Genomic DNA, 24,603 nt, shown 5'->3' on the forward strand with positions numbered 1-24,603 from the left:
ATTGTTCAATAATTTATGAAAGTGGTTTACGGAGGGGAAACATGTCTACAAAAGCTGACAATCGTCACTTGTATCTAAAAGTGATTGAGCGAATCAAAGAGGATATACAAAACGGAATTTACACCGAAAAGGAAAAGCTTCCTTCTGAATTTGAGCTTTCAAAATCAATGGGTGTCAGCCGGGCAACTCTGCGTGAAGCTTTGCGTATCCTTGAAGAGGAGCATGTGATTATCAGAAGGCACGGTGTGGGCACTTTCGTCCATACAAAACCGCTGTTTCTTTCAGGTATTGAACAGCTCAACAGCGTGACGAAAACGATTCAGCAGGCGAACATGGTGCCGGGTACGATTTTTTTGTCGTCTCAGGTCATCACGCCGTCTGATGAAGATATCGCTAGATTCCGGCTTGAGCCTGAGCAGGAGCTTTTTTATTTGGAACGCGTGAGAACGGCAAGCGGCACTCCGGTCGTTTATTGTTTAGATACGATTCCGATGCACATTCTGCCGAATTCTTTCTGTCATGAACAGGAGTCTATTTTCGATCTTTTGGAAAAAAACTCCGGGTCTGTGATCAGCTATGCCGTTGCTGATATCGAACCGATCGGATATCACGATACGATTTCACCGGTTTTGGAATGTGAGCCGGAGACGGCGCTTTTATTGCTGAAGCAAACCCACTATAATCAGAATGATGAACCTGTGCTGTATTCATTAAATTATTTCCGGGCTGATAAGTTCAGTTTTCATGTTGTAAGAAAACGTTTTTAAGACAGACGCGTCATGTGTCTGTTTTTTTATTTGCCGTTTCAGTACATACTTTGTTTTCTGCAAGGCACAATAAAACAGGAAACAACCAAGTATAGTGAATGGGTGAATAAGTTGAGTAAGAAGAAAAATGGAACGAAAAATATCATTGCTCTGGCTTCTGTACCGCTCGTGATGACACTCGGGAATTCCATGCTGATTCCTGTGCTTCCGATGATTGAAAAGAAGCTGTCCATATCGTCTTTTCAAGTATCGTTAATTATAACGGTCTATTCGATTGTGGCGATTATTTGTATTCCGATTGCCGGATATTTGTCCGATAAATTCGGAAGAAAAAAGGTTCTTCTGCCTTGTCTTCTCATAGCCGGTGCGGGCGGAGCGCTTGCCGCGATAGCTTCCACCGCGTTCAAGCATCCTTATCCCATTATCTTGGCGGGACGGGTGCTGCAGGGAATCGGTTCGGCAGGGGCGGCTCCTGTAGTGATGCCGTTTATCGGTGATTTATTCAAAGGGGATGATGAGCGGATTACCGCGGGGCTCGGCGACATTGAGACGTCTAACACTGCCGGGAAAGTAATAAGCCCGATTCTCGGGTCGCTCTTGGCTGCATGGTTTTGGTTTATGCCGTTTTGGTTCATTCCGTTTTTTTCGCTCATCAGTTTTTTTCTCGTATTGTTTTTGGTGGCAAAGCCGGAGGAACAAAAAGAAGCGCCTTCTATTTCCGAATTTGTGAAAAATGTCGGCCGCATATTTAAGCGTGACGGACGCTGGCTCTTTACGGTTTTTATCATCGGCTGCGTGATTATGTTTTTGCTGTTCGGGGTTCTTTTTTATTTATCAGACTCACTGGAGAAGAAATACGGAATTGACGGTGTGGCTAAAGGAGCGCTTTTGGCAATCCCGCTTTTATTTCTATCCGTCAGTTCATATATATCAGGCAGAAAAATCGGAAAAGACCAAGGCAAAATGAAGTTTTGCATCGTTTTCGGAATGAGTGCCGTGACACTGTCGTTTATCGGCCTATGGTGGAATCACAGTTTTTATTTATTATTTATCTTTTTGTGTGTCAGCGGTATCGGTATCGGAATGGCATTGCCGGCTTTAGACGCTGTCATCACAGAAGGCGTAGACAACGAGGAATCGGGAACCATCACCTCATTTTATAACAGCATGCGGTTTATCGGAGTAGCGGCGGGACCGCCGATCTTTGCTGCCCTGATGTCAAATGCAGGCTGGCTGATTTTTATTTTATCCGCTTTTTGCGGCATTGTGTCTGTATTTTTAGCGCTGTTAAATATCTCATCACAAGCAAAAGAAAAAAAGGAATCATTAAAGACGGTGTAATCTGCACTGTCTTTTTTTATTTTATTTTGAAGATTGACATGATACCGTCAAGTCGTTATTCTTTTTAATAGTTAAACATATTAACTATCGGAAGGAGGGGGAAAAGGTGCATGAAGAAAAAGTAAAGCAGCTGATTCAGCGTTATTCCGATGTATACCTGCACGTCTTAAAAAAAATTGACAGCATTATCGCTGAAAAAGTGAACAAAGAGCTGACATTGGATCAATATTACATCCTCCGCTATATTATGCTCAATCCGGATTGCAAATCAATTGAACTGGCCGCGGTGTGCCACGTCAATAAAAGCGCCATTACATCGATGACGAACCGCCTGTATGAAAAAGGCTACATCAATAGAGAACGCAGCCAAAGCGACCGCCGGAGCATACTTTTAAATGTCACGGAAAAGGGGACGGAAGTATTTCACCGTGTGGAGCGGCGGATTGAGGAACTCGTCCGTTCATATATTATGTATTTTGATGAAGACGAGGCGGAGATGTTCGTTAATACATATGAAAAATTATATCGATTGATGATGACAGAGGAGGATCAGCAGACATAATGAAAAACATTATCCGAGCCCGCTGGATCATCGCCGCGGTATGGGTCGCCGCAACGGTGATATTTATGCTTACAGCGCCTGGTATGGCTGAATTGACACGGGAGAAAGGGCAGATTTCCGTACCGGACGGGTATTCCTCTTCTTACGCCCATGAATTGCTTGATGAAATGTCTGATTCAGATGCACCGTCTTCTTCTGCCGTCATCGTATTTCACGAAAAAGGCTTAATGACAGACAAAAAAGATCGTCTGGAAGAAGCCGTCAGCACTTTGTCTGAACAGAAAAAAGCGCTTCAGATTAAAACGGTGACTTCATACTTCGGGGAGAAAAATGACGACATCAAAAAACAGCTGCTGTCAAAAGACAGACAAACGATGCTCGTTCAGCTGCAGCTTGATACATCCAAAAACGATATCCTCGAAATAAAAAATAAAATTGATAAAGAGCTGAAACCGTACGGCGTATCATACGGCATTACAGGCCAGTCGCTGATCGACGAAGATGTGTTAAAAAGCTCGCAGGACGGCTTAAAAAAGACTGAATATATAACGGTTGCCTTTATCCTGATCGTGCTGATTCTTGTATTTCGGTCAGTGGTCGCTCCGTTTGTACCGCTTTTATCAGTATTGATATCTTATTTAGTCAGCCAGTCGATTGTCGCATTTTTAGTCGATCAACTGAATTTTCCGCTCTCAACTTTTACTCAGATTTTTATGGTTGCGATTATGTTTGGAATCGGTACAGACTACTGCATTCTGCTTCTCAGCCGGTTTAAAGAAGAACTGTCGCATGGCGCTGATATAAGAGAAGCGATCGTCGTCACCTACAAAACGGCCGGAAAGACGGTTTTGTACAGCGGCGGTGCAGTGCTGATCGGATTTGCCTGCATCGGATTTGCGACATTTAAGCTGTATCAGTCGGCAGCCGCCGTTGCGGTCGGTGTCGCGGTGCTGCTGCTTGCGCTCATGACGATCGTGCCGTTTTTTATGGCTGTTTTAGGAAAAAGACTGTTTTGGCCTGTGAAGGGCGATATTTCCCATCCTCAAAGCAAAGCATGGGAAACGTCAGGGCGGTTTTCATTTAAAAGGCCGCTCATCAGTCTTGCAATCGTTGCGGCATTCACTGTCCCGCCTATCCTTCTTTACAAAGGGGCGCTATCTTACAACAGTCTTGACGAAATCGGGGATAAATATGAATCCGTCCGCGCGTTTAATACGATTTCAGACGCCTTCGGCCCGGGAGAACTTCTTCCGGCCACAGTCGTCATCAAAAATGATGCGACTTTAAATACCGAAAAACACCTGATTGATATCGAAAAAATCAGCAGAGAACTTGAAAAAACAGAGGGTGTAAAAACGGTCAGAAGCGCCACGCGCCCTGCTGGAAACGGATTGAATCAATTATTTGTCACAAATCAGGCAAAGCAGCTTCAAGAAGGACTTGATAAGGGCAATACGGGACTTGAAAAAATCACGGACGGATTAGGGCATGCCGCACAGTCGTTAGCTGATTCACAGCCGCAGATCGAAGAGTCGGGGAAAAGCGTCAATCAGCTTATTGACGGAACATTGTCTCTGAAATCCGGGCTTTCTGATATAGGAGAAAACCTGAATAAACTGCAGGCTGGCGTGAACGAGAATAAAGCCGGCGTCGCCCAGATGAGAAAGCAGATTGAAGAGCAAAAACAAATGCTGACTTCACAGCTCAAACAAAACAGCGGTCTCGCTTCAGAAACGCAAAACGCTTTAAAATTGGTAAAAACCGTCCTGCCGATGAAAGATGAAGCCAGCAGACAGCTTGCCGATTTGAACAAGCAGCTTGCCCGGCTGCCGTTTGCAAAATTGGAAGCGTCAATACCGTCAGTCAAAACCGATCCCTCTTACCAAGAAATCAAATCGGCCTTTACGGGTGTACAGTCAGCCGTTTCCAAGGCAAACGCGGATGCAGAAGCTTTTTCTAAACAGGTCGACAGTCAAAAGGCTCATCTGCAGCAAGCGGAAAAACAATTTGCCCGGCTGGCAGCCGCTCAGAAGAAGATTGACACTCAAATTAACGCAATGATCAACGGTCTGACCAGTATTGAAAACGGTCTGCAGCAAGTGTCAGACGGACAGGGGGCTCTCGCAGGACAAATGCCGCGCCTTGAATCGGCGGCAGGACAGCTCGCGGAGGGCCAGAAAAAAATGAAGAGCGGTCTCGGTGATTTTTCTTCCCGGCTCAGCGATCTTTCTTCCGGCCTTAACGACAGTGTAAAAGGGCTTAAGAAAGTATCAAGCGGCATGATGGGGGCGAATGATTACCTGGGTGAGCTTCACAAGGCGTCAGACAAAGAAATGACAGGCTGGTTTGTGCCGAAAGACGCGTTGACAAACAGTGATTTCACAAGCGTGTTTAATACGTACATGTCAGATGACAGAAAAACGACAGAATTGACCGTCGTTCTTGATAATAATCCTTACTCAAATACGGCCGTTCAAGATATTCAAGCGATCAAAGCGAGCGTAAAAAGGGCCATTCCGAACACGGATCTGAAGAATGCTTCCTTCGGCGTTTCGGGAGTCTCCAGCATGAATGCCGATCTGAAGGAAGTATCGGATTCAGACTTCAAACGGACGGCAATGTTTATGCTGGCGGGAATTTTTCTGATTCTCATCGTGATGCTGCGCTCCCTCATTATGCCTGTTTATTTAGTGGCGTCGCTCGTACTGACGTATTTCGCATCCATCGGCGTGACGGAATACATCTTTACACACTTCTTCGGGTATCCGGGCGTAAACTGGGCCGTGCCGTTCTTCGGCTTTGTCATTTTGATGGCTCTAGGCGTGGATTATTCCATCTTTTTAATGGACCGTTTTAATGAGCTTAAAAAAGAAGGAACGGAACCCGCAATGATCAGCAGTATGAAAAATATGGGTTCCGTCATCATTTCTGCGGCGATTATTTTAGCGGGAACCTTTGCGGCCATGCTGCCGTCAGGCGTTCTTTCCTTATTACAGATTGCAACCGTGGTATTAACAGGCCTTCTCATGTACGCAATTGTGGTCCTTCCGTTTTTTGTACCGGTCATGGTGAAAATATTCGGAAGAGCCAACTGGTGGCCTTTCAATTTGAAAAAATAACGTTCAATATCTCTGCCTGTTTTCGGGCAGAGGTTTTTTGTTTCCTTATAAATCCTCCAGTTGATATAATTACATCTGCGTACTCTTTTTTGCGAATGCTGAAATTTGGTCATAATACATACTATGAAAGAATGAACGAAGGAGGTTTCACATGACTTACGTAAATGAAATGAAGTCAAAGCACGGCGGGATCACCGCCCACATCGTAAAGACCGAGAAATTTAAAACCGTTTCGCTGACGTTTAAAATGCTGGCTCCTTTAACGAAAGAGCTCGTAACAAAAAGAGCGCTGTTTCCGCATGTGCTTCTGCGCGGAACAGAAAGCCGCCCGAAAACCGCTGATCTGCGGTCTTATTTTGATGAGCTGTACGGCACATCCGTTTCAGCTGATCTGACAAAAAAGGGAGAACGTCATGTCATTACGTTCAGGCTTGAGATTCCTAATGAAAAGTATCTGAAGGACCGCACACCGTTATTGGAAAAAGGCCTTCAGCTTTTATCAGAGCTTGTCTTTTCGCCCGCTTTGGAAAACGGCGCCTTCCTGCCCCTTTATGTCACGCAGGAAAAACGGACGCTGAAACAGCGGATTCAAGCCGTATATGATGATAAGATGAGATATTCTAATCTGCGTCTCGTTCAGGAAATGTGCAAAAGCGAACCGTATGCCCTTCACGTCAACGGCGAGTTCGATGATGTTGAACACATTACACCGCAAGATTTGTATGAAGCCTATCAAAAAGCCATACGCGAAGATCAGCTGGACCTGTACGTCATCGGCGATGTTGATACAGATCAGGTGAAAACGGCCGTTGATACGTACTTTAAAACGGAAGAACGGGAGCTGCAGCCTTTTGAAAGAAGCGCGGCGAATGAACAGCCCGATCCGAAGGAAGTCATTGATGAAGAGGACGTCAAGCAGGGCAAGCTGAATATCGGATTTCGGACCAATACGACATATACAGATCCGGATTATCCTGCATTGCAGGTGTTTAACGGGCTGTTCGGAGGTTTCTCTCATTCAAAGCTGTTTATAAATGTCCGTGAAAAAGCGAGCCTCGCCTATTATGCAGCCTCAAGGGTGGAAAGCTTCAAAGGGCTTTTGATGGTCATGTCGGGCATTGAGGTGAAAAATTACAAGCAGGCCGTCACCATCATTGAAGAACAGTTTCAGGCTATGCAAAACGGTGACTTTTCAGAAGATGATATCGCCCAAACGAAAGCCGTTATTAAAAACCAAGTATTAGAAACCATTGATACGGCATACGGTTTAGCGGAATTTCTGTATCAGCAGGCCTCAGCCCAAGTAGAGATACCGATCGAAAGATTCCTTGACAATATCGAGAAAGTGACAAAAGAGGACATTATCAATGTCGGAAAGAACATTAAGCTGGATACGACTTATTTCTTAAAAGGGACGGGGGGAGCATCTTGACTAAACCGATAAACTTCGAACAGCTTCAGGAAACGCTGTATCATGAAAAAATGGCAAACGGCCTTGATGTCTATGTGCTGCCGAAACAGGGCTTTAATAAAACATACGCCGTGTTTACGACAAAGTACGGTTCCATTGACAATCAATTCGTTCCTTTAAATAAGGAAGAAATGGTACACGTCCCTGACGGAATCGCGCATTTTCTGGAGCATAAACTGTTTGAAAAAGCGGACGGCGACGTGTTTCAGGACTTCAGTAAGCAGGGGGCGTCGGCAAATGCCTTTACATCATTTACACGAACCGCTTATCTGTTCTCCAGCACTTCTAATGTGGAGAAAAACCTGGAAACACTCGTGGATTTTGTTCAGGACCCGTATTTCACGGAAAAATCAGTTGAAAAAGAAAAAGGCATCATCGGCCAGGAAATCAATATGTATGATGATAATCCGGATTGGCGGCTGTTTTTCGGCCTTATCGAAAATATGTATAAAGACCACCCCGTGAAAATTGACATTGCCGGAACGGTGGAGAGCATCTCACATATTACGAAAGATCTGCTGTATGAGTGCTACGAAACGTTTTATCACCCGAGCAATATGCTGCTCTTTATCGTCGGTCCCGTAGATCCTGAAGCGGTCATCAGCCAGGTGCGGAAAAACCAGGAGAAAAAGCCGTTTACAGACCAGCCTGAAATCAAACGTGAAGAAGTTCAGGAGCAGGAAGCGGTCTTCCGCCGGGAGCAGGAGTTAAAAATGAACGTGCAAGGCTCAAAATGTCTTGTCGGCTTAAAGGCGAAAGACCCTTATAAAACGGGGCAGGAGCTGTTGAAGCACGAGCTCAGCATGAACCTCATGCTTGAATGTCTTTTCGGAAAAAGCTCACCGCATTACGGCGACTTGTACGACAAAGGCTACATTGATGAAACCTTCAGCTTTGATTACACGGCTGAATACGGATTCGGTTTTGCCTCTGTCGGAGGAGATACACCGGAGCCGGATAAGCTCGCTGACGAATTAAAACACATGCTGCTTGATGCGGAATCAGCCGTGACTGCGGAAAAACTTGACCTTGCGAGAAAAAAGAAGATCGGGTCATTCTTAAAAGCGCTCAATTCGCCTGAATATATCGCCAACCAATTCACACGCTACGCCTTTTTAGATATGAGTCTGTTTGATGTCGTAACCGTACTGGAGCAGATTACGCTGGAAGACGTAAAGCGGGTTATTAAAGAAGAAATATCAGAAGAAAGGCTGACAGTCTGCAAAGTCGTGCCAAAATCATAACAAAAACATCCCTCACGCCCTGAGGGATGTTTTTCTGGGGAAAGAAGGAGTATGGATTGATGAAACAGACAGCGCTCGTAACCGGAGCAAGCGGCGGAATCGGACAAAGTATAAGTGAAGTCCTCGCAAAAAACGGATATGACGTCCTTTTGCATTATCATTCTAATAAGGAAGCCGCACACAGGCTTGCGGAAAGGCTGAGCGCATCATTCGGCGTAAAAGCCTCCGTTATTCAGGCGGATCTGTCCTCACCGGATGGCGCGGAGACACTCAGCCGTTCCGTTAAGCAGCCTGTGGACGCTCTGATATTAAACAGCGGCAAAAGTCACTTCGGCCTGATTACGGACGTTACGGATGACACGGCGCGGGAGATGGTGCAGCTGCATGTGACGAGTCCGTTTCTTTTGGCGCGTAATCTGGTGCCCGGCATGATTCGGAAAAAAAGCGGGGGCATCGTCGCGATCGGTTCCGTCTGGGGAGAAACGGGCGCATCGTGCGAGGTATTATACAGCATGGTCAAGGGAGCGCAGCATTCGTTCGTTAAAGCGCTTGCCAAAGAGCTTGCTCCGAGCGGCGTCCGAGTGAATGCAGTCTCGCCGGGTGCCGTTGATACAAATATGCTTGATCAGTTCACGTCTGATGAAAAAGAAGCGTTGGCAGAGGAAATTCCCGCGGGCCGGCTGGCAAAGCCGGAGGAAATCGCCGAAGCGGCGGCCTTTTTATTATCGGAAAAGGCTTCCTATATTACGGGGCATATATTATCCGTAAACGGCGGCTGGCACTGCTGAAAAAAATGTGTGTATAGTTTGCATCTGTACGGACAAAATAATTTTGTAACAACAGATGAAATGGAGGAACCCAACATGTCAGTATTAGAAAACTGGGATAATTGGAAGAATTTCCTTGGCGACAGATTGAACTATGCGCAGGAAAAAGGGATGAGTGATGAAACGATCACTGACCTCGCTACAGAAATCGGCGGTTACCTTGCGAACGAAGTCGACTCGAAAAACCATCAGGAAAAAGTGCTTGCTGATCTTTGGAGCGTTGCTTCTGAAGATGAACAGCGCGCCATCGCAAATATGATGGTGAAGCTTGTTGAAAATAACAGCACTCATTAAGAGGGGGGATTTCTCCTCTCTTTTTTTATGTTTTCCTCTATAGAGCAACATTCTTCTTTCTAATTAGAGAAAAATGTTTTATGATAAAGGAAGGTAAAAATTTGCCACAATGGAGGGGGTATATCATTTGGCAAAGCTCGAATGGTATTTTGAATATGAAATTCAAGTGAACCGCCCCGGCCTGCTCGGGGATATTTCATCTCTTCTCGGGATGCTGTCAATTAATATTGTCACAATTAACGGTGTCGACCTTTCCAGAAGGGGAATGCTGCTCAGATGCCGGCATATAGATCAAATTAAACGATTGGAATCAATTTTAAAAACAATGGAGACCATTAAAGTAACGAAGCTGAGAGAACCGAGGCTTCGCGACCGTCTCGCAGTCCGCCACGGAAGATACATTCAGCGTGATGCCGATGACAAAAAAACCTTCCGTTTTGAAAGGGACGAGCTCGGTCTTCTGGTTGACTTTATGGCCGAGCTGTTTAAAAAAGAAGGACACAAACTGATCGGAATCCGGGGAATGCCGAGGGTCGGAAAAACGGAGTCCATTGTTGCGTCAAGCGTTTGTGCCAGCAAAAGATGGCTTTTCGTATCATCAACGCTGCTAAAACAAACGATCCGGAGCCAGCTGGTTGCCGATGAATACAGCACGGAAAACGTGTTTATCCTCGACGGCATCGTTTCGACAAGACGGGGATCTGAGCGCCATCTTCAGCTCGTCAGTGAAATTATGCGGCTTCCGGCGACAAAGGTCGTGGAGCACCCCGATATTTTTGTTCAAAATTCGGAGTATACGCTCGATGATTTCGATTATATTATCGAACTCAGAAATGATCCTGACGAAGTCATTACATATGAACATGCAGAAGAACCGCAAATGTTTGATCAGACCGGTTTTTCAAGCTTTGATTTTTAATATTGGAAGGTGTTTGTTGTGACAGAATTAGCAATCCGGCTTAAAGAAGCCAGAGAGGAAAAAGGGATGTCGTTGGATGAACTCCAGGCGGCGACGAAAATTCAGAAAAGATACTTAACCGCTCTGGAAGAAGGCAATTATGACGTCATTCCCGGCAATTTTTATGTGCGGGCGTTTATCAAGCAATACGCTGAAGCTGTCGGGCTTGATTCAGATCAGTTATTTGAAGAATATAAAAAAGACATCCCTAACACGTACCATGACGATGTGTCGGAAAAAATCTCCGGTCTTGCCATGCAAAGGGAGCTTCCTAAGTCCGCTTCAAAGGCGGCGGAATGGCTTCCGACCGTCCTTGTCGTCATCGGTGTCATTATCGTCATCGCGATCATTTATGCGATTATTCAGCTCGGAATGAGCAAATCCGGGCAGACAGACGGAGATAAAGCCGTCACCCAAAGTGAGAGCAAGTATGAGATTCCTAAGGATTCTGCGCTGAAAAACGACGGCAATACAAATGACGAAGCGCAATCTGACAGCAAAAAAGACAAAAAGGACACAAAAGCGTCAGAGCAGAAAAAGAAAGAAAAAAGCAGTGAAAAGACGGAGATCAAAGCGGCCGGAACGGAAGGCTCGGCTTCTTCATACAACGTCTCCGGGGCAGATAAGTATAAGCTTGAACTGATTGCTTCTGACAGCGCATGGATCCGCGTCCGTGATGACAGCGGCGGTTCTTTAAAAGAAGGAACGCTGCAAAAAGGCGAAACCTTTAAAAAAGACGTCACGGATCAAAAGCAGATTGAAATCCGCACGGGCTATGCCCCTAACCTGAAAATTAAAATCAACGGAGAGGTTCTGTCCTATGAACTCAATCCGCATGATGTGATGGCGCAGACCATCACAATCAAGATGAAAAAATAAAAGGGGAAAAAGTCATCTGAACGATTAAGATGACTTTTTCTTCACGTCCGAGTACATATTATTGGAGGGGCTTTATGTTTAACTTACCGAATAAAATCACACTGGCAAGAATCGCTTTAATTCCTGTATTTATGATTATCATGCTTGTTCCTTTTCAGTGGGGCAGCGTTCATATAGGGGATGAATCGATTCCGGTCGCGCATCTTACGGGAGCTGTTTTATTCATTATCGCATCAACGACTGACTGGGTGGATGGCTACTACGCCAGAAAACTGAACCTCGTGACAAACTTCGGGAAATTTTTAGATCCGCTGGCTGACAAACTGCTGGTATCCGCGGCATTAATTACGCTTGTGCAGTTTGACCTTGCGCCGGCGTGGATGGTCATCATCATCATCAGCCGCGAATTTGCCGTAACGGGATTAAGACTTGTACTGGCGGGAACGGGGGAAGTTGTAGCCGCCAATATGCTGGGGAAAATTAAAACATGGGCTCAGATCATCGCTGTTGCCGCGCTTTTGCTGCATAATCTTCCGTTTGAGCTCGTTTCTTTCCCGTTCGGCGATATCGCTTTATGGGTGGCCGTGCTCTTCACAGTCATTTCCGGCTGGGAGTATTTTGCGAAGAACTGGGATGCGTTAAAAACATCTAACTAAGAAAGAAGGACTTAAAGATGGAAATAGCAAAAAAAGCAGAAATCATTGCAGTCGGCTCGGAGCTTCTGCTAGGCCAGATCGCCAATACGAACGCGCAGTTTATCAGTAAAGAGCTGGCGGAAATCGGTGTAAACGTGTTTTATCATACCGCTGTCGGTGACAATCCTGAGCGGCTTAAGCAAGTCATCCGCATTGCCGAAGAGCGCTCAGACCTGATTATTTTTTCAGGCGGCCTCGGACCGACCAAGGACGATTTGACGAAAGAAACCATTGCAAACACACTGGGGCGCCCGCTCGTTCTGAATGACGAAGCGTTCCGGTCGATCGAAGAATATTTCGCGAAAACAAAACGGACCATGTCGCCGAATAACCGCAAACAGGCGCTCGTCATTGAGGGCTCAGACGTTTTGGCGAATCATTTCGGCATGGCGCCGGGAATGCTTGCAGAGCACGGCTCAAGGCTTTATATGCTGCTTCCCGGGCCGCCGAGCGAGCTGCGTCCGATGTTTGAAAATGAAGCGAAGCCGCTGCTTCTTAAAAAGCTCGGTTCTAATGAGAAAATCGTTTCAACCGTGCTGCGTTTTTTCGGAATCGGTGAATCCCAGCTTGAAGCTGATTTAGAAGATATTATTGATGCGCAGACGAACCCGACGATTGCGCCGCTCGCTGCTGACGGAGAGGTCACGCTGCGTTTAACGGCGAAACATGCTGACGAAAAAGAAACAGAACGGCTTTTAAAAGAAACGGAAGCCGCCATTTTAGAACGTGTCGGTGAATTTTTCTACGGATATGATGATACGTCTCTGGTGAAGGAGCTTTCAAAAGCATGCAGACAAAACAAAATCACGATTTCTTCTGCCGAAAGCTTTACAGGCGGCCTGTTTTCAGAGTGGGTGACTGATTTAAGCGGTGCGTCTCAACTATTTGCAGGGGGTGTTGTCTGTTATTCCGACAGCGTGAAACAGCATGTGCTCGGCGTGAAAGCTGAGACGCTCGCAGAAAGCGGAGCGGTCAGCAAAGAGTGTGCGAAAGAGCTTGCAGCCGGTGTGAGAAAGCTGACCGGAAGCGATATCGGCATCAGCTTTACCGGGGTTGCGGGTCCCGACCCGCAGGAAGGGCATGCGCCGGGCCGCGTCTTTATCGGCATTTCGGCGGAAGGAAAAGAAGAGGTGCACGAATTTAACTTTGCCGGCTCAAGAACCGGAATCAGAAAGCGCGCCGCTAAATACGGCTGCCATCTCATTTTGAAAATGCTGGATCAAAAATAAAGTTTTAAAGAGGCGATTTCTCTGATTTTTAAGTTTTACAAGGGAAATTATGCTCTTTTGCAGAAAAGCGAACGCGGAAAAAATCCGAATATGCGTTCGCTTTTTTCTTGGCAAATGCCAGTAAACAAGGTATAGTATATGTAGTGGCAAGATAAAGGAGGAAAAAATAAATGAGTGATCGTCAGGCAGCCTTAGATATGGCTCTTAAGCAAATAGAAAAACAATTCGGCAAAGGTTCCATCATGAAGCTCGGAGAAAAAACAGATACAAGAATTTCAACGGTGCCAAGCGGTTCCCTTGCACTTGATACCGCTCTCGGAATAGGCGGATACCCGCGCGGACGGATTATTGAAGTATACGGACCTGAAAGCTCAGGTAAAACGACTGTAGCGCTTCACGCAATCGCTGAGGTTCAGGAAAAAGGCGGACAGGCAGCATTTATTGATGCTGAGCATGCTCTTGATCCTGTTTACGCGCAAAAGCTCGGTGTCAATATCGAAGAGCTTCTGCTTTCTCAGCCGGATACGGGAGAGCAGGCGCTTGAGATTGCTGAAGCGCTGGTGCGAAGCGGAGCTGTTGATATCGTAGTCGTTGACTCTGTTGCGGCGCTTGTTCCAAAAGCTGAAATTGAAGGTGACATGGGTGATTCACACGTCGGTTTACAGGCGCGTCTCATGTCTCAGGCGCTCCGTAAGCTTTCCGGCGCCATCAATAAATCTAAAACAATTGCAATCTTTATTAACCAGATTCGTGAAAAAGTCGGCGTTATGTTCGGAAATCCGGAGACGACACCGGGCGGCCGCGCGCTGAAATTCTATTCTTCCGTGCGCCTTGAAGTGCGCCGTGCCGAGCAATTAAAGCAGGGCAACGACGTCATGGGGAATAAAACGAGAATTAAAGTCGTAAAAAACAAAGTCGCTCCTCCGTTCCGTACGGCTGAAGTGGACATTATGTACGGTGAAGGAATCTCCAAAGAAGGGGAAATCATCGACCTTGGAACTGAACTGGATATCGTGCAAAAAAGCGGTTCGTGGTATTCTTATGAAGAAGAACGCCTCGGTCAGGGCCGTGAAAACGCCAAGCAGTTCTTAAAAGAAAATAAAGACATCATGCTGATGATTCAGGAACAAATCCGTGAATATTACGGTTTAGACAATAACGGTGTAACGGACAAAGCGGAAGAAGTTCAGGAAGAGATGGAATTAGAAGAATAAAAACACGATCAAAAGAGCGGAATAAGCAATTTCCGCTCTTTTTTTTGTGTGTTTCAAAAAACACTGGCTGTTTCGGAAAATTTTATCTGGAATGTTACAACTTTTTTCACACTTCACTCGTCTAACATCATGGCGAAAGTTGAAATTATATCTGAGGAGGAAAAAAGATGACGAGCCCCCGCCGCACAAGAATAAATAAAAAAAGAAAGAAGAAGCTGATGAAAACGGGAGGGCTGTTTCTTTTTCTGCTGCTTGTTACTGTTTTTATTATGATCTGGACCGTCACAGCGCATCACCGGGAGAAGGAATCCGTTAAAAGCGCTCCCGCCGCTCAATCTGATACTTCAAAAGACCAGACTCAACAGAAAAAAGAAAAGACGCAAAAAGAGAAAACACCTAAATCAATCGATCACAATAAACAGATCAGCAATTACTTGCAACAAATCGGGTTCAGCGGCACAGCAATGATCGTAAAAGATGGAAAAGTTGTGCTGAAAAAAGGCTTTGGCTATGCGGACCGAAAACAAAAAATGAAAAACAATCCGGAGACATCATATTATATCGGTTCTTCCCAAAAAGCGTTAATCGCGACGGCTGTCCTGCAGCTTGAAGAAAAAGGGCTGCTGCAGACGAGTGACCCCGTCAGTACATACTTGCCGAATTTTCCTAACGGCACGCGCATTACATTGAAAAATCTGCTCAATCATACGTCCGGCATAAACGGGCATATTGAGGGTCAGGGACCGATTGCTCCAATTGATTTAATCAAGGATATAGAATACCGCGGAATTAAACGGCAGCCCGGGGTTTGGGATTACAGGGATTCCAACTATTCAGTGCTTGCTTATATCGTATCTCAAGTCAGCGGGGAGTCTTATGAACAATATATAAAAGAACACGTGTTCAAACCGGCCGGAATGAAGCATGCCGGATTTTACAAAACATTTGCCAAAGCCAAATATCCTGCCGTCGGCTACAAAGTCGATGAGAGCGGCAGTCTTGTAACGCCGCACCTTTTGGACTTATCGCAGCTGTACGGGGCGGGCGACATGTATATGAGCGCTGAAGATCTCTATAAATTTGATAAATCGATCGTAAACAACACGCTCCTTTCAAAAGAAAGCTTCACAAAAATGTTTACAGCAGGAAGCAGTGCCGCTTACGGCATGGGGTTTTACATTGATCCGGGAAGCTATTCCAATCACGGTGTTATGCCCGGTTACAACATTTTGAACAGCTTCAGCCATTCAGCAAGCAAATATGTCATATTACTGTCAAACATTCAGAATAACGCCAAATTAGGACAGGTAAACAATAGAATTTACCAATTGCTTAACCAGGCGGACTAACAGAGCCGTCATTCACGAAAAGCGGATGAAGGTATGGTATGATATATACATGGGCGAAGATCCGAGCTGAAGGCGAATCGTTAAGCTGGCAAGCTTGACAAGTATTTCCGACACAATTACAATGAAGTTGTAACATTTGTTTTTTTAACATGATTGTTAAACCATTTAAACTTGACAAGGGCATGAGAGACTCATTCCCTGTGAAGGTTCTGTATGTTGAGAAAATCAGACAATGTACATGCCGGCACTTATTTAAGCAAAAACCAAGTTCATAGCAAGAGGAGGTGAAAGTATGACCCCAATGACGGTTCTCATCTCCATTTTGCTGACTCTGCTCGGTTTAGTTGTTGGCTACTATGTTCGTAAAACCATTGCCGAAGCAAAGATTGCGGGCGCACGCGGTGCTGCCGAGCAAATCCTTGAAGATGCAAAGCGTGATGCTGAAGCACTGAAAAAAGAAGCTCTGCTTGAAGCAAAGGACGAAATCCATACACTTCGAATAGATGCTGAACAGGAAGTTCGTGAAAGACGAAATGAGCTTCAAAAACAAGAAAACCGTTTACTTCAAAAAGAAGAAAATCTTGACCGTAAACATGAAGGAATTGATAAACGGGAAGCGATGTTGGAGAAGAAAGATCATTCTCTGAATGAACGACAACAACATATTGAAGAGATGGAAAGCAAAGTGGATGAGATGATTCGTATGCAGCAGTCAGAACTCGAACGCATTTCGAGCCTGACACGGGATGAAGCGAAGCAAATCATTCTTGACCGGGTTGAAAATGAGCTTTCACATGACATCGCCATCATGACAAAAGAAACCGAAAACCGTGCGAAAGAAGAGGCAGATAAAAAGGCGAAAAACATTCTGTCGCTTGCTTTGCAGCGCTGTGCAGCAGATCATGTTGCCGAAACGACGGTATCGGTCGTCAATCTTCCGAATGATGAGATGAAAGGACGTATCATCGGCCGTGAAGGGCGTAACATTCGTACGCTTGAAACGCTTACAGGTATTGACCTGATTATTGATGACACACCTGAAGCAGTCATTCTTTCCGGATTTGATCCGATCAGACGGGAGACGGCAAGAATCGCTCTTGATAAACTCGTTCAGGATGGCCGTATTCACCCGGCGCGCATTGAAGAAATGGTTGAAAAATCCCGCCGTGAGGTTGATGACTATATCCGGGAAATGGGTGAGCAGACGACGTTTGAAGTCGGCGTTCACGGACTCCACCCGGATCTGATCAAGATCCTCGGCCGGTTGAAATTCCGTACAAGCTACGGGCAGAACGTACTGAAACATTCTATGGAAGTTGCGTTTTTAGCCGGTTTAATGGCTTCCGAGCTTGGAGAAGATGCAAAGCTTGCCAAGCGGGCCGGTCTTCTGCATGACATCGGAAAAGCAATTGACCATGAAGTGGAAGGAAGCCACGTGGAAATCGGAGTGGAGCTTGCGACCAAATATAAAGAGCATCCAGTCGTCATTAACAGTATTGCGTCACACCACGGAGACGAAGAGCCGACTTCCATTATCGCCGTTCTGGTCGCTGCCGCTGATGCATTATCAGCCGCAAGACCGGGCGCGAGAAGTGAAACGCTCGAAAACTATATCCGCAGACTTGAAAAGCTTGAAGAAATCTCCGAGTCTTACGAAGGTGTTGAAAAATCATTTGCGATTCAGGCCGGCCGTGAAGTTCGCATCATGGTCAAGCCGGACTCCATTAATGATTTAGAAGCCCATCGTTTGGCACGTGATATCCGTAAACGAATTGAGGACGAGCTTGATTATCCGGGCCACATTAAAGTGACCGTAATCAGAGAAACTCGAGCCGTAGAGTATGCAAAATAAAGTGATGCTTAGCGCATCACTTTATTTTTTTGAGTCCCTGAAAAGGAAGGAATGGAATGTATGAGAATTTTATTTATCGGAGATGTTGTCGGTTCCCCGGGCCGCGACATGGTAAAAGAATATGTCCCGAAACTGAAAGCGAAACATAAACCGCATTTTACAATTATTAACGGAGAAAATGCAGCACACGGAAAAGGACTGACGGAAAAGATCTACCACAGCCTGATGGAAGCGGGAGCAGATGCCATTACAATGGGAAATCATACGTGGGATAAAAGAGAGATCTTCGACTTTATTGATGATGTGCCGCATCTTGTCCGGCCGGCGAATTTCCCGGAAGGTACGCCGGGCAAAGGCATTACCTATATTAAATCGAACGGAAAAGAGCTTGCCGTCATTAACTTACAGGGGCGGACGTTTCTTCCGCCGCTTGATGATCCGTTTGCTAAAGCGGATGAATTAATAGAAGAAGCGAAAAAGCGCACGCCGTACATTTTTATTGATTTTCACGCCGAAGCGACAAGCGAAAAAATTGCGATCGGCTGGTACACAGACGGAAGAGCCTCTGCCGTGGTAGGCACCCATACACACGTGCAAACGGCAGATAACCGCATTTTGCCGAAAGGAACGGCATATATTACTGATGTAGGCATGACGGGTCCGTACGACGGAATTCTCGGTATGGACAGAGAAACGGTCATCAAGCGGTTTAAAACCAATCTTCCTGTCCGGTTTACGGTGGCGGAAGGTAAAACTACGCTGAGCGGAGTGCTCATTGACATCGACGATCAAACGAAAAAGGCCGTAAATATCGAACGGATATTAATCAATGATGACCATATGTTCTTTGAATAGGTGATCATGTGTTTATTTTATAAAAATATTAAAAGGAAAAGCAGGAATATAGCAACTTCTTAGTGAATATAGTAAAAATGGAAGGTAGCCCGCTATTTTTGAAAAGCATTGTGGGGATGGCTTTTTGGATAGCAACATCTAATAATGATTGTTCTAATGAACACTCACTTATCCATTGTAAAACTAAGGGGGAGCAGAAATGGAAATCTTAAAAGTTTCAGCAAAATCAAGTCCAAATTCAGTAGCAGGCGCGCTTGCCGGTGTATTGAGGGAACGCGGAGCCGCCGAAATTCAAGCAATTGGGGCGGGTGCCTTAAATCAGGCTGTTAAAGCGGTTGCGATTGCCAGAGGCTTTGTCGCGCCAAGCGGCGTAGATTTGATTTGTATTCCGGCTTTTACAGATATACAGATTGACGGAGAAGAAAGAACGGCGATTAAGTTAATCGTCGAACCCCGTTAAAAACAAAAACATGACATTCTCAACCTGCTTGCGTAAGGCGAGCGGGTTGTTTTTATTGTTGTCATATTTTCTCACAATATTATATTGATAGTACGAAGAGATGATAAATGGCTTTATTCATATAATATTCAAAAAAAATCATGCCCATTTTTCCGGACGGAAGCAGTTGTTTTCTTGGAGTGGACACTGGTATTTACCTCCTTTTTATATCATGTTACAATCCAGTTATTACAGTGTTTTTTCGAGGAGGAGTGTACATGTTGGGAGGAAAGATGAAAGCTATCGTCAAAAATGAAAACGCTTTCGGAGCAACTCTGAAAGAAATTCCCATACCTTCCATAAATGAGAATGAAGTTCTCGTTAAAGTACAGGCCGCATCTATATGCGGTACAGATGTGCATATTTATAATTGGGATCAATGGGCGCAGAAACGAATCAAAACACCTCAAGTATTCGGACATGAATTCAGCGGTATCGTAGCGGAAACGGGCAAGCACGTCACAAATGTCAAAATAGGTGACTACGTTTCGGCTGAAACCCACTTCGTCTGCGGTACTTGTGTCCCTTGTTTAACAGGAAAACATCATGTGTGCACCCATACAAAGATCCTCGGCGTAGATACAGCCGGTTCCTTCGCTGAATATGTCAAAGTGCCGGCTCGAAATGTTTGGAAAAATCCCGCTGATATGGACCCCGCCGTCGCTTCTGTTCAAGAGCCGCTTGGCAACGCGGTGCATACGGTGCTGGAAAGCAGCCGGCTTGCGGGCGGTTCCGCTGCAATTATCGGCTGCGGGCCGATCGGGCTGATGGCGGTGGCAGTGGCTAAAGCGGCCGGTGCATCCCGTATTGCGGCCATTGATAAAAATGATTACAGGCTGGCTCTTGCGAAGAAATTGGGAGCCGCGATCACCATTTCAGCTGATAAGGAAGATCCGCTTGAGGTGATCGACACCTTAACAGGCGGAGAAGGGATCGACCTTGTCTGCGAAATGTCAGGCCACCCGGCAGCTATAGCACAGGGACTAAAGATGGCGGCCAACGGGGGAAGGTTCCATATGCTGAGTCTGCCGGAACGTCCGGTGACGGTTGACCTGACAAATGACGTGGTGTTTAAAGGACTTACCGTCCAAGGCATCACAGGCAGAAAAATGTTTGAAACATGGCGGCAGGTATCGCACCTGCTTGAATCCGGCCTTGTTGATCTGACGCCGGTGATCACGCATCAGTTTCCGCTTGAAGACTTTGAAAAAGGGTTTGACCTGATGAGAAAGGGCCAGTGCGGCAAAGTCATTTTGATTCCATAAGGGGAGGGTTCTATAATGAAAGAATTTGAATTTCTAAAAGCAGAGCTTGATAAAATGAAAGAAAATAAAACGTGGCAGCAAATGAAACAAATTGAAACGAAGCAGGGTCCGTCGGTGGAAGTCAAAGGGGAAAACGTGATACAGCTTTCATCGAACAATTATCTCGGTTTGACGTCGCATCCAAGACTTGTCGAAGCGGCCAAACGCGCCGCGGAAGAATTCGGAGCGGGTACCGGGTCCGTCCGGACAATCGCCGGAACATTCACAATGCACAATGAGCTTGAGAAGAAATTGGCAAACTTTAAAAAAACAGAAGCGGCACTTGTTTTTCAATCGGGGTTCACAACGAATCAGGGCGTCTTATCAAGCATTCTTACAAAAGAGGATATCGTGATCTCTGACGAACTGAACCATGCTTCCATTATTGACGGGATCAGGCTGACGAAAGCAGATAAAAAGGTGTACCGCCATGTTGATATGGACGATTTGGAAAGGGTGCTGAAAAAATCAATGAATTACCGCATGCGCCTGATCGTCACCGACGGCGTATTCTCAATGGACGGCAACATCGCTCCTTTGCCTGACATCGTCAAACTTGCAGAGGCGTACGATGCCTTTGTGATGGTCGACGACGCGCATGCTTCCGGCGTACTCGGAAAAAACGGAAGGGGAACGGTTAATCACTTCGGGCTTGACGGAAGAGTCCACATTCAGGTGGGCACATTAAGCAAAGCCATCGGAGTGCTTGGCGGTTACGCCGCGGGATCGCAGGTTCTGATCGATTACCTGCGCCATAAAGGGCGTCCTTTCTTATTCAGCACTTCTCATCCGCCTGCGGTAACGGCCGCATGCATAGAAGCCATTGACGTCCTGCTGGAAGAGCCGGAGCATATGGAAAAGCTATGGGAGAACACGGCGTATTTCAAAGACAAACTGGTTCAAATGGGGCTGACCCTCACAAAAAGCGAAACACCGATCGTGCCGATATTAATAGGGGAGGAAGAAAAAGCCCAGGCATTATCAGACCTTTTATTGACCCGCGGCGTCTTTGCACAAAGCATCGTGTATCCGACGGTCGCCCAAGGAAAAGCGAGAATCCGCACCATTATTACGGCAGAGCATACAAAAGAGGAGCTTGACCGGGCCCTGGAAGTAATCTGTTCAGCCGCAAAAGAGCTTCAGCTTGTGTAAGGGGGAAATGATTCCCTCTTTTTTATTTCTTATTGATTCTTATTCTCAATAAGGTGTACAATAATAGGCTGGCGGTTGTGCCAAACGCTTTTAACCAGTATACTTGAAGGTGGAAGTTTCGGTTGAAAGGAGACATTCGAACATGAATGAAAAGCAAAAGCAGGAAAGCGGACAAGTGAATCCGGCGGACAAAAAATCCGAAAAGGATTACAGCAAGTATTTTGAAGCCGTATATATTCCGCCTTCTTTAAAAGATGCGAAAAAACGGGGCAAAGAATCCGTTCAATATCATAACGATTTTAAAATCTCAGAAGAATTTAAAGGCCTCGGTGAAGGCAGGAAATTTTATATTCGCACGTACGGATGCCAAATGAACGAGCATGATACGGAAGTCATGGCGGGTATTTTTATGGCGCTCGGTTATGAAGCGACAAATTCGGTTGATGACGCGAACGTTATTTTATTAAACACTTGCGCTATCCGGGAAAATGCTGAAAACAAAGTGTTCGGAGAGCTCGGCCATTTAAAGGCGCTCAAAAAAAATAACCCGGACCTGATTCTCGGCGTCTGCGGCTGCATGTCACAGGAAGAATCAGTCGTAAACCGCATCCTTAAGAAGCACCCGTTTGTCGATATGATTTTCGGCACGCACAACATTCACCGTCTGCCGGAACTGTTATCAGAGGCATATTTATCAAAAGAGATGGTTATTGAAGTGTGGTCGAAGGAAGGGGATGTCATTGAAAACCTTCCGAAAGTCCGCAACGGAAAAATTAAAGGCTGGGTCAACATTATGTACGGCTGTGACAAGTTCTGCACATACTGCATCGTACCGTATACCCGCGGAAAAGAACGAAGCCGCCGTCCTGAGGAAATTATCCAGGAAGTCAGAAGACTTGCAAGTGAAGGCTATAAAGAAATCACGCTGCTCGGTCAAAACGTGAATGCGTACGGAAAAGATTTTGAGGATATGACGTACGGTCTCGGTGATTTAATGGACGAACTGCGTAAAATTGATATTCCGAGAATCCGATTCACGACGAGTCATCCGCGTGACTTTGATGATCATCTGATCGAGGTGCTCGCCAAAGGCGGCAACCTTCTTGACCATATCCATCTTCCGGTTCAATCAGGAAGCTCAGCGATGTTAAAAATGATGGCGCGCAAATATGATAGAGAACGCTATCTGGAGCTTGTCGGAAAAATTAAAGCGGCGATGCCGAACGCTTCACTGACGACCGATATTATTGTCGGTTTTCCGAATGAAACCGATGAACAATTTGAAGAAACGCTCTCGTTATATCGCGAAGTGGAATTTGACAGCGCATATACGTTTATTTACTCTCCTCGTGAAGGCACGCCGGCAGCGAAGATGAAAGACAATGTTCCGATGAGGGTCAAGAAAGAACGTCTTCAGCGCCTCAATGATTTGGTGAAAGAAATTTCAGCCAAAAAAATGAAGGAATATGAAGGCAGGACTGTCGAAGTATTAGTTGAGGGAGAAAGCAAAAATAACCCTGACATTCTTGCCGGCTATACGGAAAAAAGCAAGCTCGTCAACTTCAAAGGGCCGAAAGACGCCATCGGCAAGATTGTACGCGTCAAAATCGAACAGGCGAAAACATGGTCGCTTGACGGTGTGATGGCAGGAGAAGCAATCGAGGTGAAATAATAATGACGCTTTACTCTAAGAAAGACATTGTACAGCAGGCTAGGAACCTTGCGAAAATGATTTCTGAAACAGAAGAAGTTGATTTTTTTAAACGCGCCGAGGCGCAGATTAACGAAAATGAAAAAGTCTCTGCGATTATTAATCAGATTAAAACCCTGCAAAAGCAAGCCGTTAACCTGAAGCACTACGAAAAGCTTGAAGCGCTGAAACAAGTGGAAAGTAAAATTGACGCCCTGCAGGAAGAGCTTGAAGGGATTCCGATCATTCAGGAATTCAGAGATTCCCAGATTGAGGTCAATGACCTTCTTCAGCTTGTCGCACATACGATCTCAAATCAGGTGACAAACGAAATCATTACATCTACCGGAGGCAACCTGCTGACGGGAGAAACCGGTTCAAAAGTAAAACATTCGAATAACAGCTGTTCTATTTAAACACGGGGCCTTCATCGGCCCGTGTTTTTTTGCTGTTTGAGAACTAATTGTGATATGTACTAAATTTTCATCAGGTCACCGTTTTGTCCCATTTTACTGGAAAGTTTTATCATACTTAAAAGTAAAGTTTCTGGGCAGGGCTGCATACAATGAAACAGAAACTTTGTATTTTTATATTTTTATTATAAAAATGCACATGAGACAAATGCCCAGCATAAGATAACACGAAGAAGAACAAGGAGGCCTGCCGGAATGTCTGAATACAGGGAAATTATTACGAAAGCGGTAGTTGCGAAAGGAAGAAAATTCACCCAATGCACCAACACGATCTCACCTGGAGAAAAACCGTCAAGTATATTGGGCGGCTGGATTATCAACCACAAGTACGATGCCGAAAAGATCGGGAAGACTGTAGAAATTGAAGGGTATTATGATATAAACGTCTGGTACTCTTACGCCGATAATACAAAAACGGAAGTTGTAACCGAGAGAGTAAAGTATGTCGATGTGATTAAACTCAGATACAGAGACACAAATTACTTAGATGACGAACACGAAGTCATTGCCAAAGTGCTGCAGCAGCCGAATTGTCTTGAAGTCACCATTTCTCCTAACGGAAATAAAATCGTGGTTCAGGCAGAGAGAGAATTTTTAGCAGAAGTGGTCGGTGAAACGAAAGTCGTCGTCGAAGTAAATCCTGACTGGGAAGAAGACGATGATGATGATTGGGAAGACGATCTTGATGAAGAATTAGAGGACATTAACCCTGAATTTTTAGTCGGAGATCCTGAAGAATAAGTTGAGGCTAGGGGAGTTTAACACCCCAAGTCTCTTTTTTATATATAAAGATATCACTCTTTTGTTTATGTTATAATGGGATTCGGAT

22 protein-coding genes are annotated in these 24,603 nt (G+C 45.5%); all 22 read left to right on the plus strand.

Going from position 1 to position 24,603, the window contains the following annotated elements; genetic code table 11:
- Positions 1-41 precede the first annotated feature (41 nt).
- The 22 genes from G4O42_RS08450 to cotE all read left to right on the plus strand — a co-directional run bounded on the left by G4O42_RS08450 (position 42) and on the right by cotE (position 24,515).
- The gene (locus G4O42_RS08450) at positions 42-767 is read left to right on the plus strand and encodes a GntR family transcriptional regulator (RefSeq protein ID WP_007409813.1); all 726 of its coding nucleotides are present in this window, start codon (positions 42-44) and stop codon (positions 765-767) included.
- A gap of 111 nt (positions 768-878) precedes the next feature.
- The gene (bcbE, locus tag G4O42_RS08455; protein ID WP_017417794.1) at positions 879-2,108 is read left to right on the plus strand and encodes a bacillibactin exporter BcbE; all 1,230 of its coding nucleotides are present in this window, start codon (positions 879-881) and stop codon (positions 2,106-2,108) included.
- A gap of 106 nt (positions 2,109-2,214) precedes the next feature.
- On the plus strand, positions 2,215-2,670 hold the full coding sequence (locus G4O42_RS08460; protein ID WP_003154157.1) for a MarR family winged helix-turn-helix transcriptional regulator: 456 nt from the start codon (positions 2,215-2,217) through the stop codon (positions 2,668-2,670).
- A complete protein-coding gene (locus tag G4O42_RS08465) occupies positions 2,670-5,789 on the plus strand; it encodes an MMPL family transporter (protein WP_032874939.1) in 3,120 nt (1,039 codons plus the stop codon). The genes G4O42_RS08460 and G4O42_RS08465 overlap by 1 nt, the downstream gene beginning before the upstream one ends.
- Positions 5,790-5,940: 151 nt before the next feature.
- Positions 5,941-7,221: an EF-P 5-aminopentanol modification-associated protein YfmF gene (gene yfmF / locus G4O42_RS08470; protein ID WP_012117578.1), complete on the plus strand. Its 1,281-nt coding sequence runs from the start codon at positions 5,941-5,943 to the stop codon at positions 7,219-7,221.
- Positions 7,218-8,504 carry an EF-P 5-aminopentanol modification-associated protein YfmH gene (gene yfmH, locus G4O42_RS08475; protein WP_032874941.1) on the plus strand — a complete coding sequence of 429 codons (1,287 nt, stop codon included), beginning with the start codon at positions 7,218-7,220 and terminating at the stop codon, positions 8,502-8,504. The genes yfmF and yfmH overlap by 4 nt, the downstream gene beginning before the upstream one ends.
- Before the next feature lie 59 nt (positions 8,505-8,563).
- Entirely contained in the window at positions 8,564-9,292 is a 729-nt protein-coding gene (ymfI, locus tag G4O42_RS08480; RefSeq protein WP_032874943.1) for an elongation factor P 5-aminopentanone reductase, read from the plus strand.
- Positions 9,293-9,367: 75 nt separating this feature from the next.
- Entirely contained in the window at positions 9,368-9,625 is a 258-nt protein-coding gene (locus G4O42_RS08485) for a DUF3243 domain-containing protein (RefSeq protein ID WP_003154150.1), read from the plus strand.
- Between the two features lie 127 nt (positions 9,626-9,752).
- A complete protein-coding gene (locus tag G4O42_RS08490) occupies positions 9,753-10,544 on the plus strand; it encodes a DUF3388 domain-containing protein (RefSeq protein WP_003154149.1) in 792 nt (263 codons plus the stop codon).
- An 18-nt stretch (positions 10,545-10,562) separates the two neighbouring features.
- Positions 10,563-11,462 carry a helix-turn-helix domain-containing protein gene (locus G4O42_RS08495; RefSeq protein ID WP_014417801.1) on the plus strand — a complete coding sequence of 300 codons (900 nt, stop codon included), beginning with the start codon at positions 10,563-10,565 and terminating at the stop codon, positions 11,460-11,462.
- 74 nt (positions 11,463-11,536) lie between these two features.
- Positions 11,537-12,118, plus strand: coding sequence for a CDP-diacylglycerol--glycerol-3-phosphate 3-phosphatidyltransferase (gene pgsA / locus G4O42_RS08500; RefSeq protein WP_007611521.1), 582 nt, complete (start codon positions 11,537-11,539; stop codon positions 12,116-12,118).
- 17 nt (positions 12,119-12,135) lie between these two features.
- Positions 12,136-13,386 carry a competence/damage-inducible protein A gene (locus G4O42_RS08505; protein WP_032874945.1) on the plus strand — a complete coding sequence of 417 codons (1,251 nt, stop codon included), beginning with the start codon at positions 12,136-12,138 and terminating at the stop codon, positions 13,384-13,386.
- A 170-nt stretch (positions 13,387-13,556) separates the two neighbouring features.
- Complete coding sequence (recA, locus tag G4O42_RS08510) at positions 13,557-14,600, plus strand: recombinase RecA (RefSeq protein ID WP_003154145.1); 1,044 nt, start codon at positions 13,557-13,559, stop codon at positions 14,598-14,600.
- A gap of 167 nt (positions 14,601-14,767) precedes the next feature.
- Entirely contained in the window at positions 14,768-15,949 is a 1,182-nt protein-coding gene (locus G4O42_RS08515; protein WP_032874947.1) for a serine hydrolase domain-containing protein, read from the plus strand.
- A 292-nt stretch (positions 15,950-16,241) separates the two neighbouring features.
- Positions 16,242-17,801, plus strand: a complete 1,560-nt coding sequence (gene rny, locus G4O42_RS08520; RefSeq protein ID WP_003154140.1) for a ribonuclease Y — start codon at positions 16,242-16,244, stop codon at positions 17,799-17,801.
- Positions 17,802-17,861: 60 nt separating this feature from the next.
- Complete coding sequence (locus G4O42_RS08525; protein ID WP_003154137.1) at positions 17,862-18,656, plus strand: TIGR00282 family metallophosphoesterase; 795 nt, start codon at positions 17,862-17,864, stop codon at positions 18,654-18,656.
- 199 nt (positions 18,657-18,855) lie between these two features.
- The gene (gene spoVS / locus G4O42_RS08530) at positions 18,856-19,116 is read left to right on the plus strand and encodes a stage V sporulation protein SpoVS (RefSeq protein WP_003154135.1); all 261 of its coding nucleotides are present in this window, start codon (positions 18,856-18,858) and stop codon (positions 19,114-19,116) included.
- A 257-nt stretch (positions 19,117-19,373) separates the two neighbouring features.
- Entirely contained in the window at positions 19,374-20,420 is a 1,047-nt protein-coding gene (gene tdh, locus G4O42_RS08535; protein WP_032874949.1) for an L-threonine 3-dehydrogenase, read from the plus strand.
- A 12-nt stretch (positions 20,421-20,432) separates the two neighbouring features.
- Positions 20,433-21,611 carry a glycine C-acetyltransferase gene (locus G4O42_RS08540; RefSeq protein ID WP_087920765.1) on the plus strand — a complete coding sequence of 393 codons (1,179 nt, stop codon included), beginning with the start codon at positions 20,433-20,435 and terminating at the stop codon, positions 21,609-21,611.
- Positions 21,612-21,753: 142 nt separating this feature from the next.
- Entirely contained in the window at positions 21,754-23,283 is a 1,530-nt protein-coding gene (gene miaB / locus G4O42_RS08545; protein WP_003154116.1) for a tRNA (N6-isopentenyl adenosine(37)-C2)-methylthiotransferase MiaB, read from the plus strand.
- A gap of 2 nt (positions 23,284-23,285) precedes the next feature.
- Complete coding sequence (gene ricA / locus G4O42_RS08550) at positions 23,286-23,717, plus strand: regulatory iron-sulfur-containing complex subunit RicA (RefSeq protein WP_003154113.1); 432 nt, start codon at positions 23,286-23,288, stop codon at positions 23,715-23,717.
- Positions 23,718-23,969: 252 nt separating this feature from the next.
- Positions 23,970-24,515 (plus strand): outer spore coat protein CotE, encoded by a 546-nt coding sequence (gene cotE / locus G4O42_RS08555; protein WP_003154111.1) that lies wholly within the window; start codon positions 23,970-23,972, stop codon positions 24,513-24,515.
- The last annotated feature ends 88 nt before the right edge of the window (positions 24,516-24,603 follow it).

This window comes from Bacillus sp. LUNF1, assembly GCF_011008975.1.
In the GTDB taxonomy this organism is placed as follows: Bacteria; Bacillota; Bacilli; order Bacillales; family Bacillaceae; genus Bacillus; species Bacillus velezensis.

Coding starts and splice junctions, on each gene's coding strand:
- ricA (WP_003154113.1), top strand. CDS start 23,286: ATGACGCTTTACTCTAAGAAAGACATTGTACAGCAGGCTAGGAACCTT.
- rny (WP_003154140.1), top strand. CDS start 16,242: ATGACCCCAATGACGGTTCTCATCTCCATTTTGCTGACTCTGCTCGGT.
- G4O42_RS08515 (WP_032874947.1), top strand. CDS start 14,768: ATGACGAGCCCCCGCCGCACAAGAATAAATAAAAAAAGAAAGAAGAAG.
- G4O42_RS08450 (WP_007409813.1), top strand. CDS start 42: ATGTCTACAAAAGCTGACAATCGTCACTTGTATCTAAAAGTGATTGAG.
- G4O42_RS08485 (WP_003154150.1), top strand. CDS start 9,368: ATGTCAGTATTAGAAAACTGGGATAATTGGAAGAATTTCCTTGGCGAC.
- miaB (WP_003154116.1), top strand. CDS start 21,754: ATGAATGAAAAGCAAAAGCAGGAAAGCGGACAAGTGAATCCGGCGGAC.
- cotE (WP_003154111.1), top strand. CDS start 23,970: ATGTCTGAATACAGGGAAATTATTACGAAAGCGGTAGTTGCGAAAGGA.
- G4O42_RS08525 (WP_003154137.1), top strand. CDS start 17,862: ATGAGAATTTTATTTATCGGAGATGTTGTCGGTTCCCCGGGCCGCGAC.
- recA (WP_003154145.1), top strand. CDS start 13,557: ATGAGTGATCGTCAGGCAGCCTTAGATATGGCTCTTAAGCAAATAGAA.
- pgsA (WP_007611521.1), top strand. CDS start 11,537: ATGTTTAACTTACCGAATAAAATCACACTGGCAAGAATCGCTTTAATT.
- ymfI (WP_032874943.1), top strand. CDS start 8,564: ATGAAACAGACAGCGCTCGTAACCGGAGCAAGCGGCGGAATCGGACAA.
- yfmF (WP_012117578.1), top strand. CDS start 5,941: ATGACTTACGTAAATGAAATGAAGTCAAAGCACGGCGGGATCACCGCC.
- tdh (WP_032874949.1), top strand. CDS start 19,374: ATGTTGGGAGGAAAGATGAAAGCTATCGTCAAAAATGAAAACGCTTTC.
- spoVS (WP_003154135.1), top strand. CDS start 18,856: ATGGAAATCTTAAAAGTTTCAGCAAAATCAAGTCCAAATTCAGTAGCA.
- G4O42_RS08465 (WP_032874939.1), top strand. CDS start 2,670: ATGAAAAACATTATCCGAGCCCGCTGGATCATCGCCGCGGTATGGGTC.
- G4O42_RS08505 (WP_032874945.1), top strand. CDS start 12,136: ATGGAAATAGCAAAAAAAGCAGAAATCATTGCAGTCGGCTCGGAGCTT.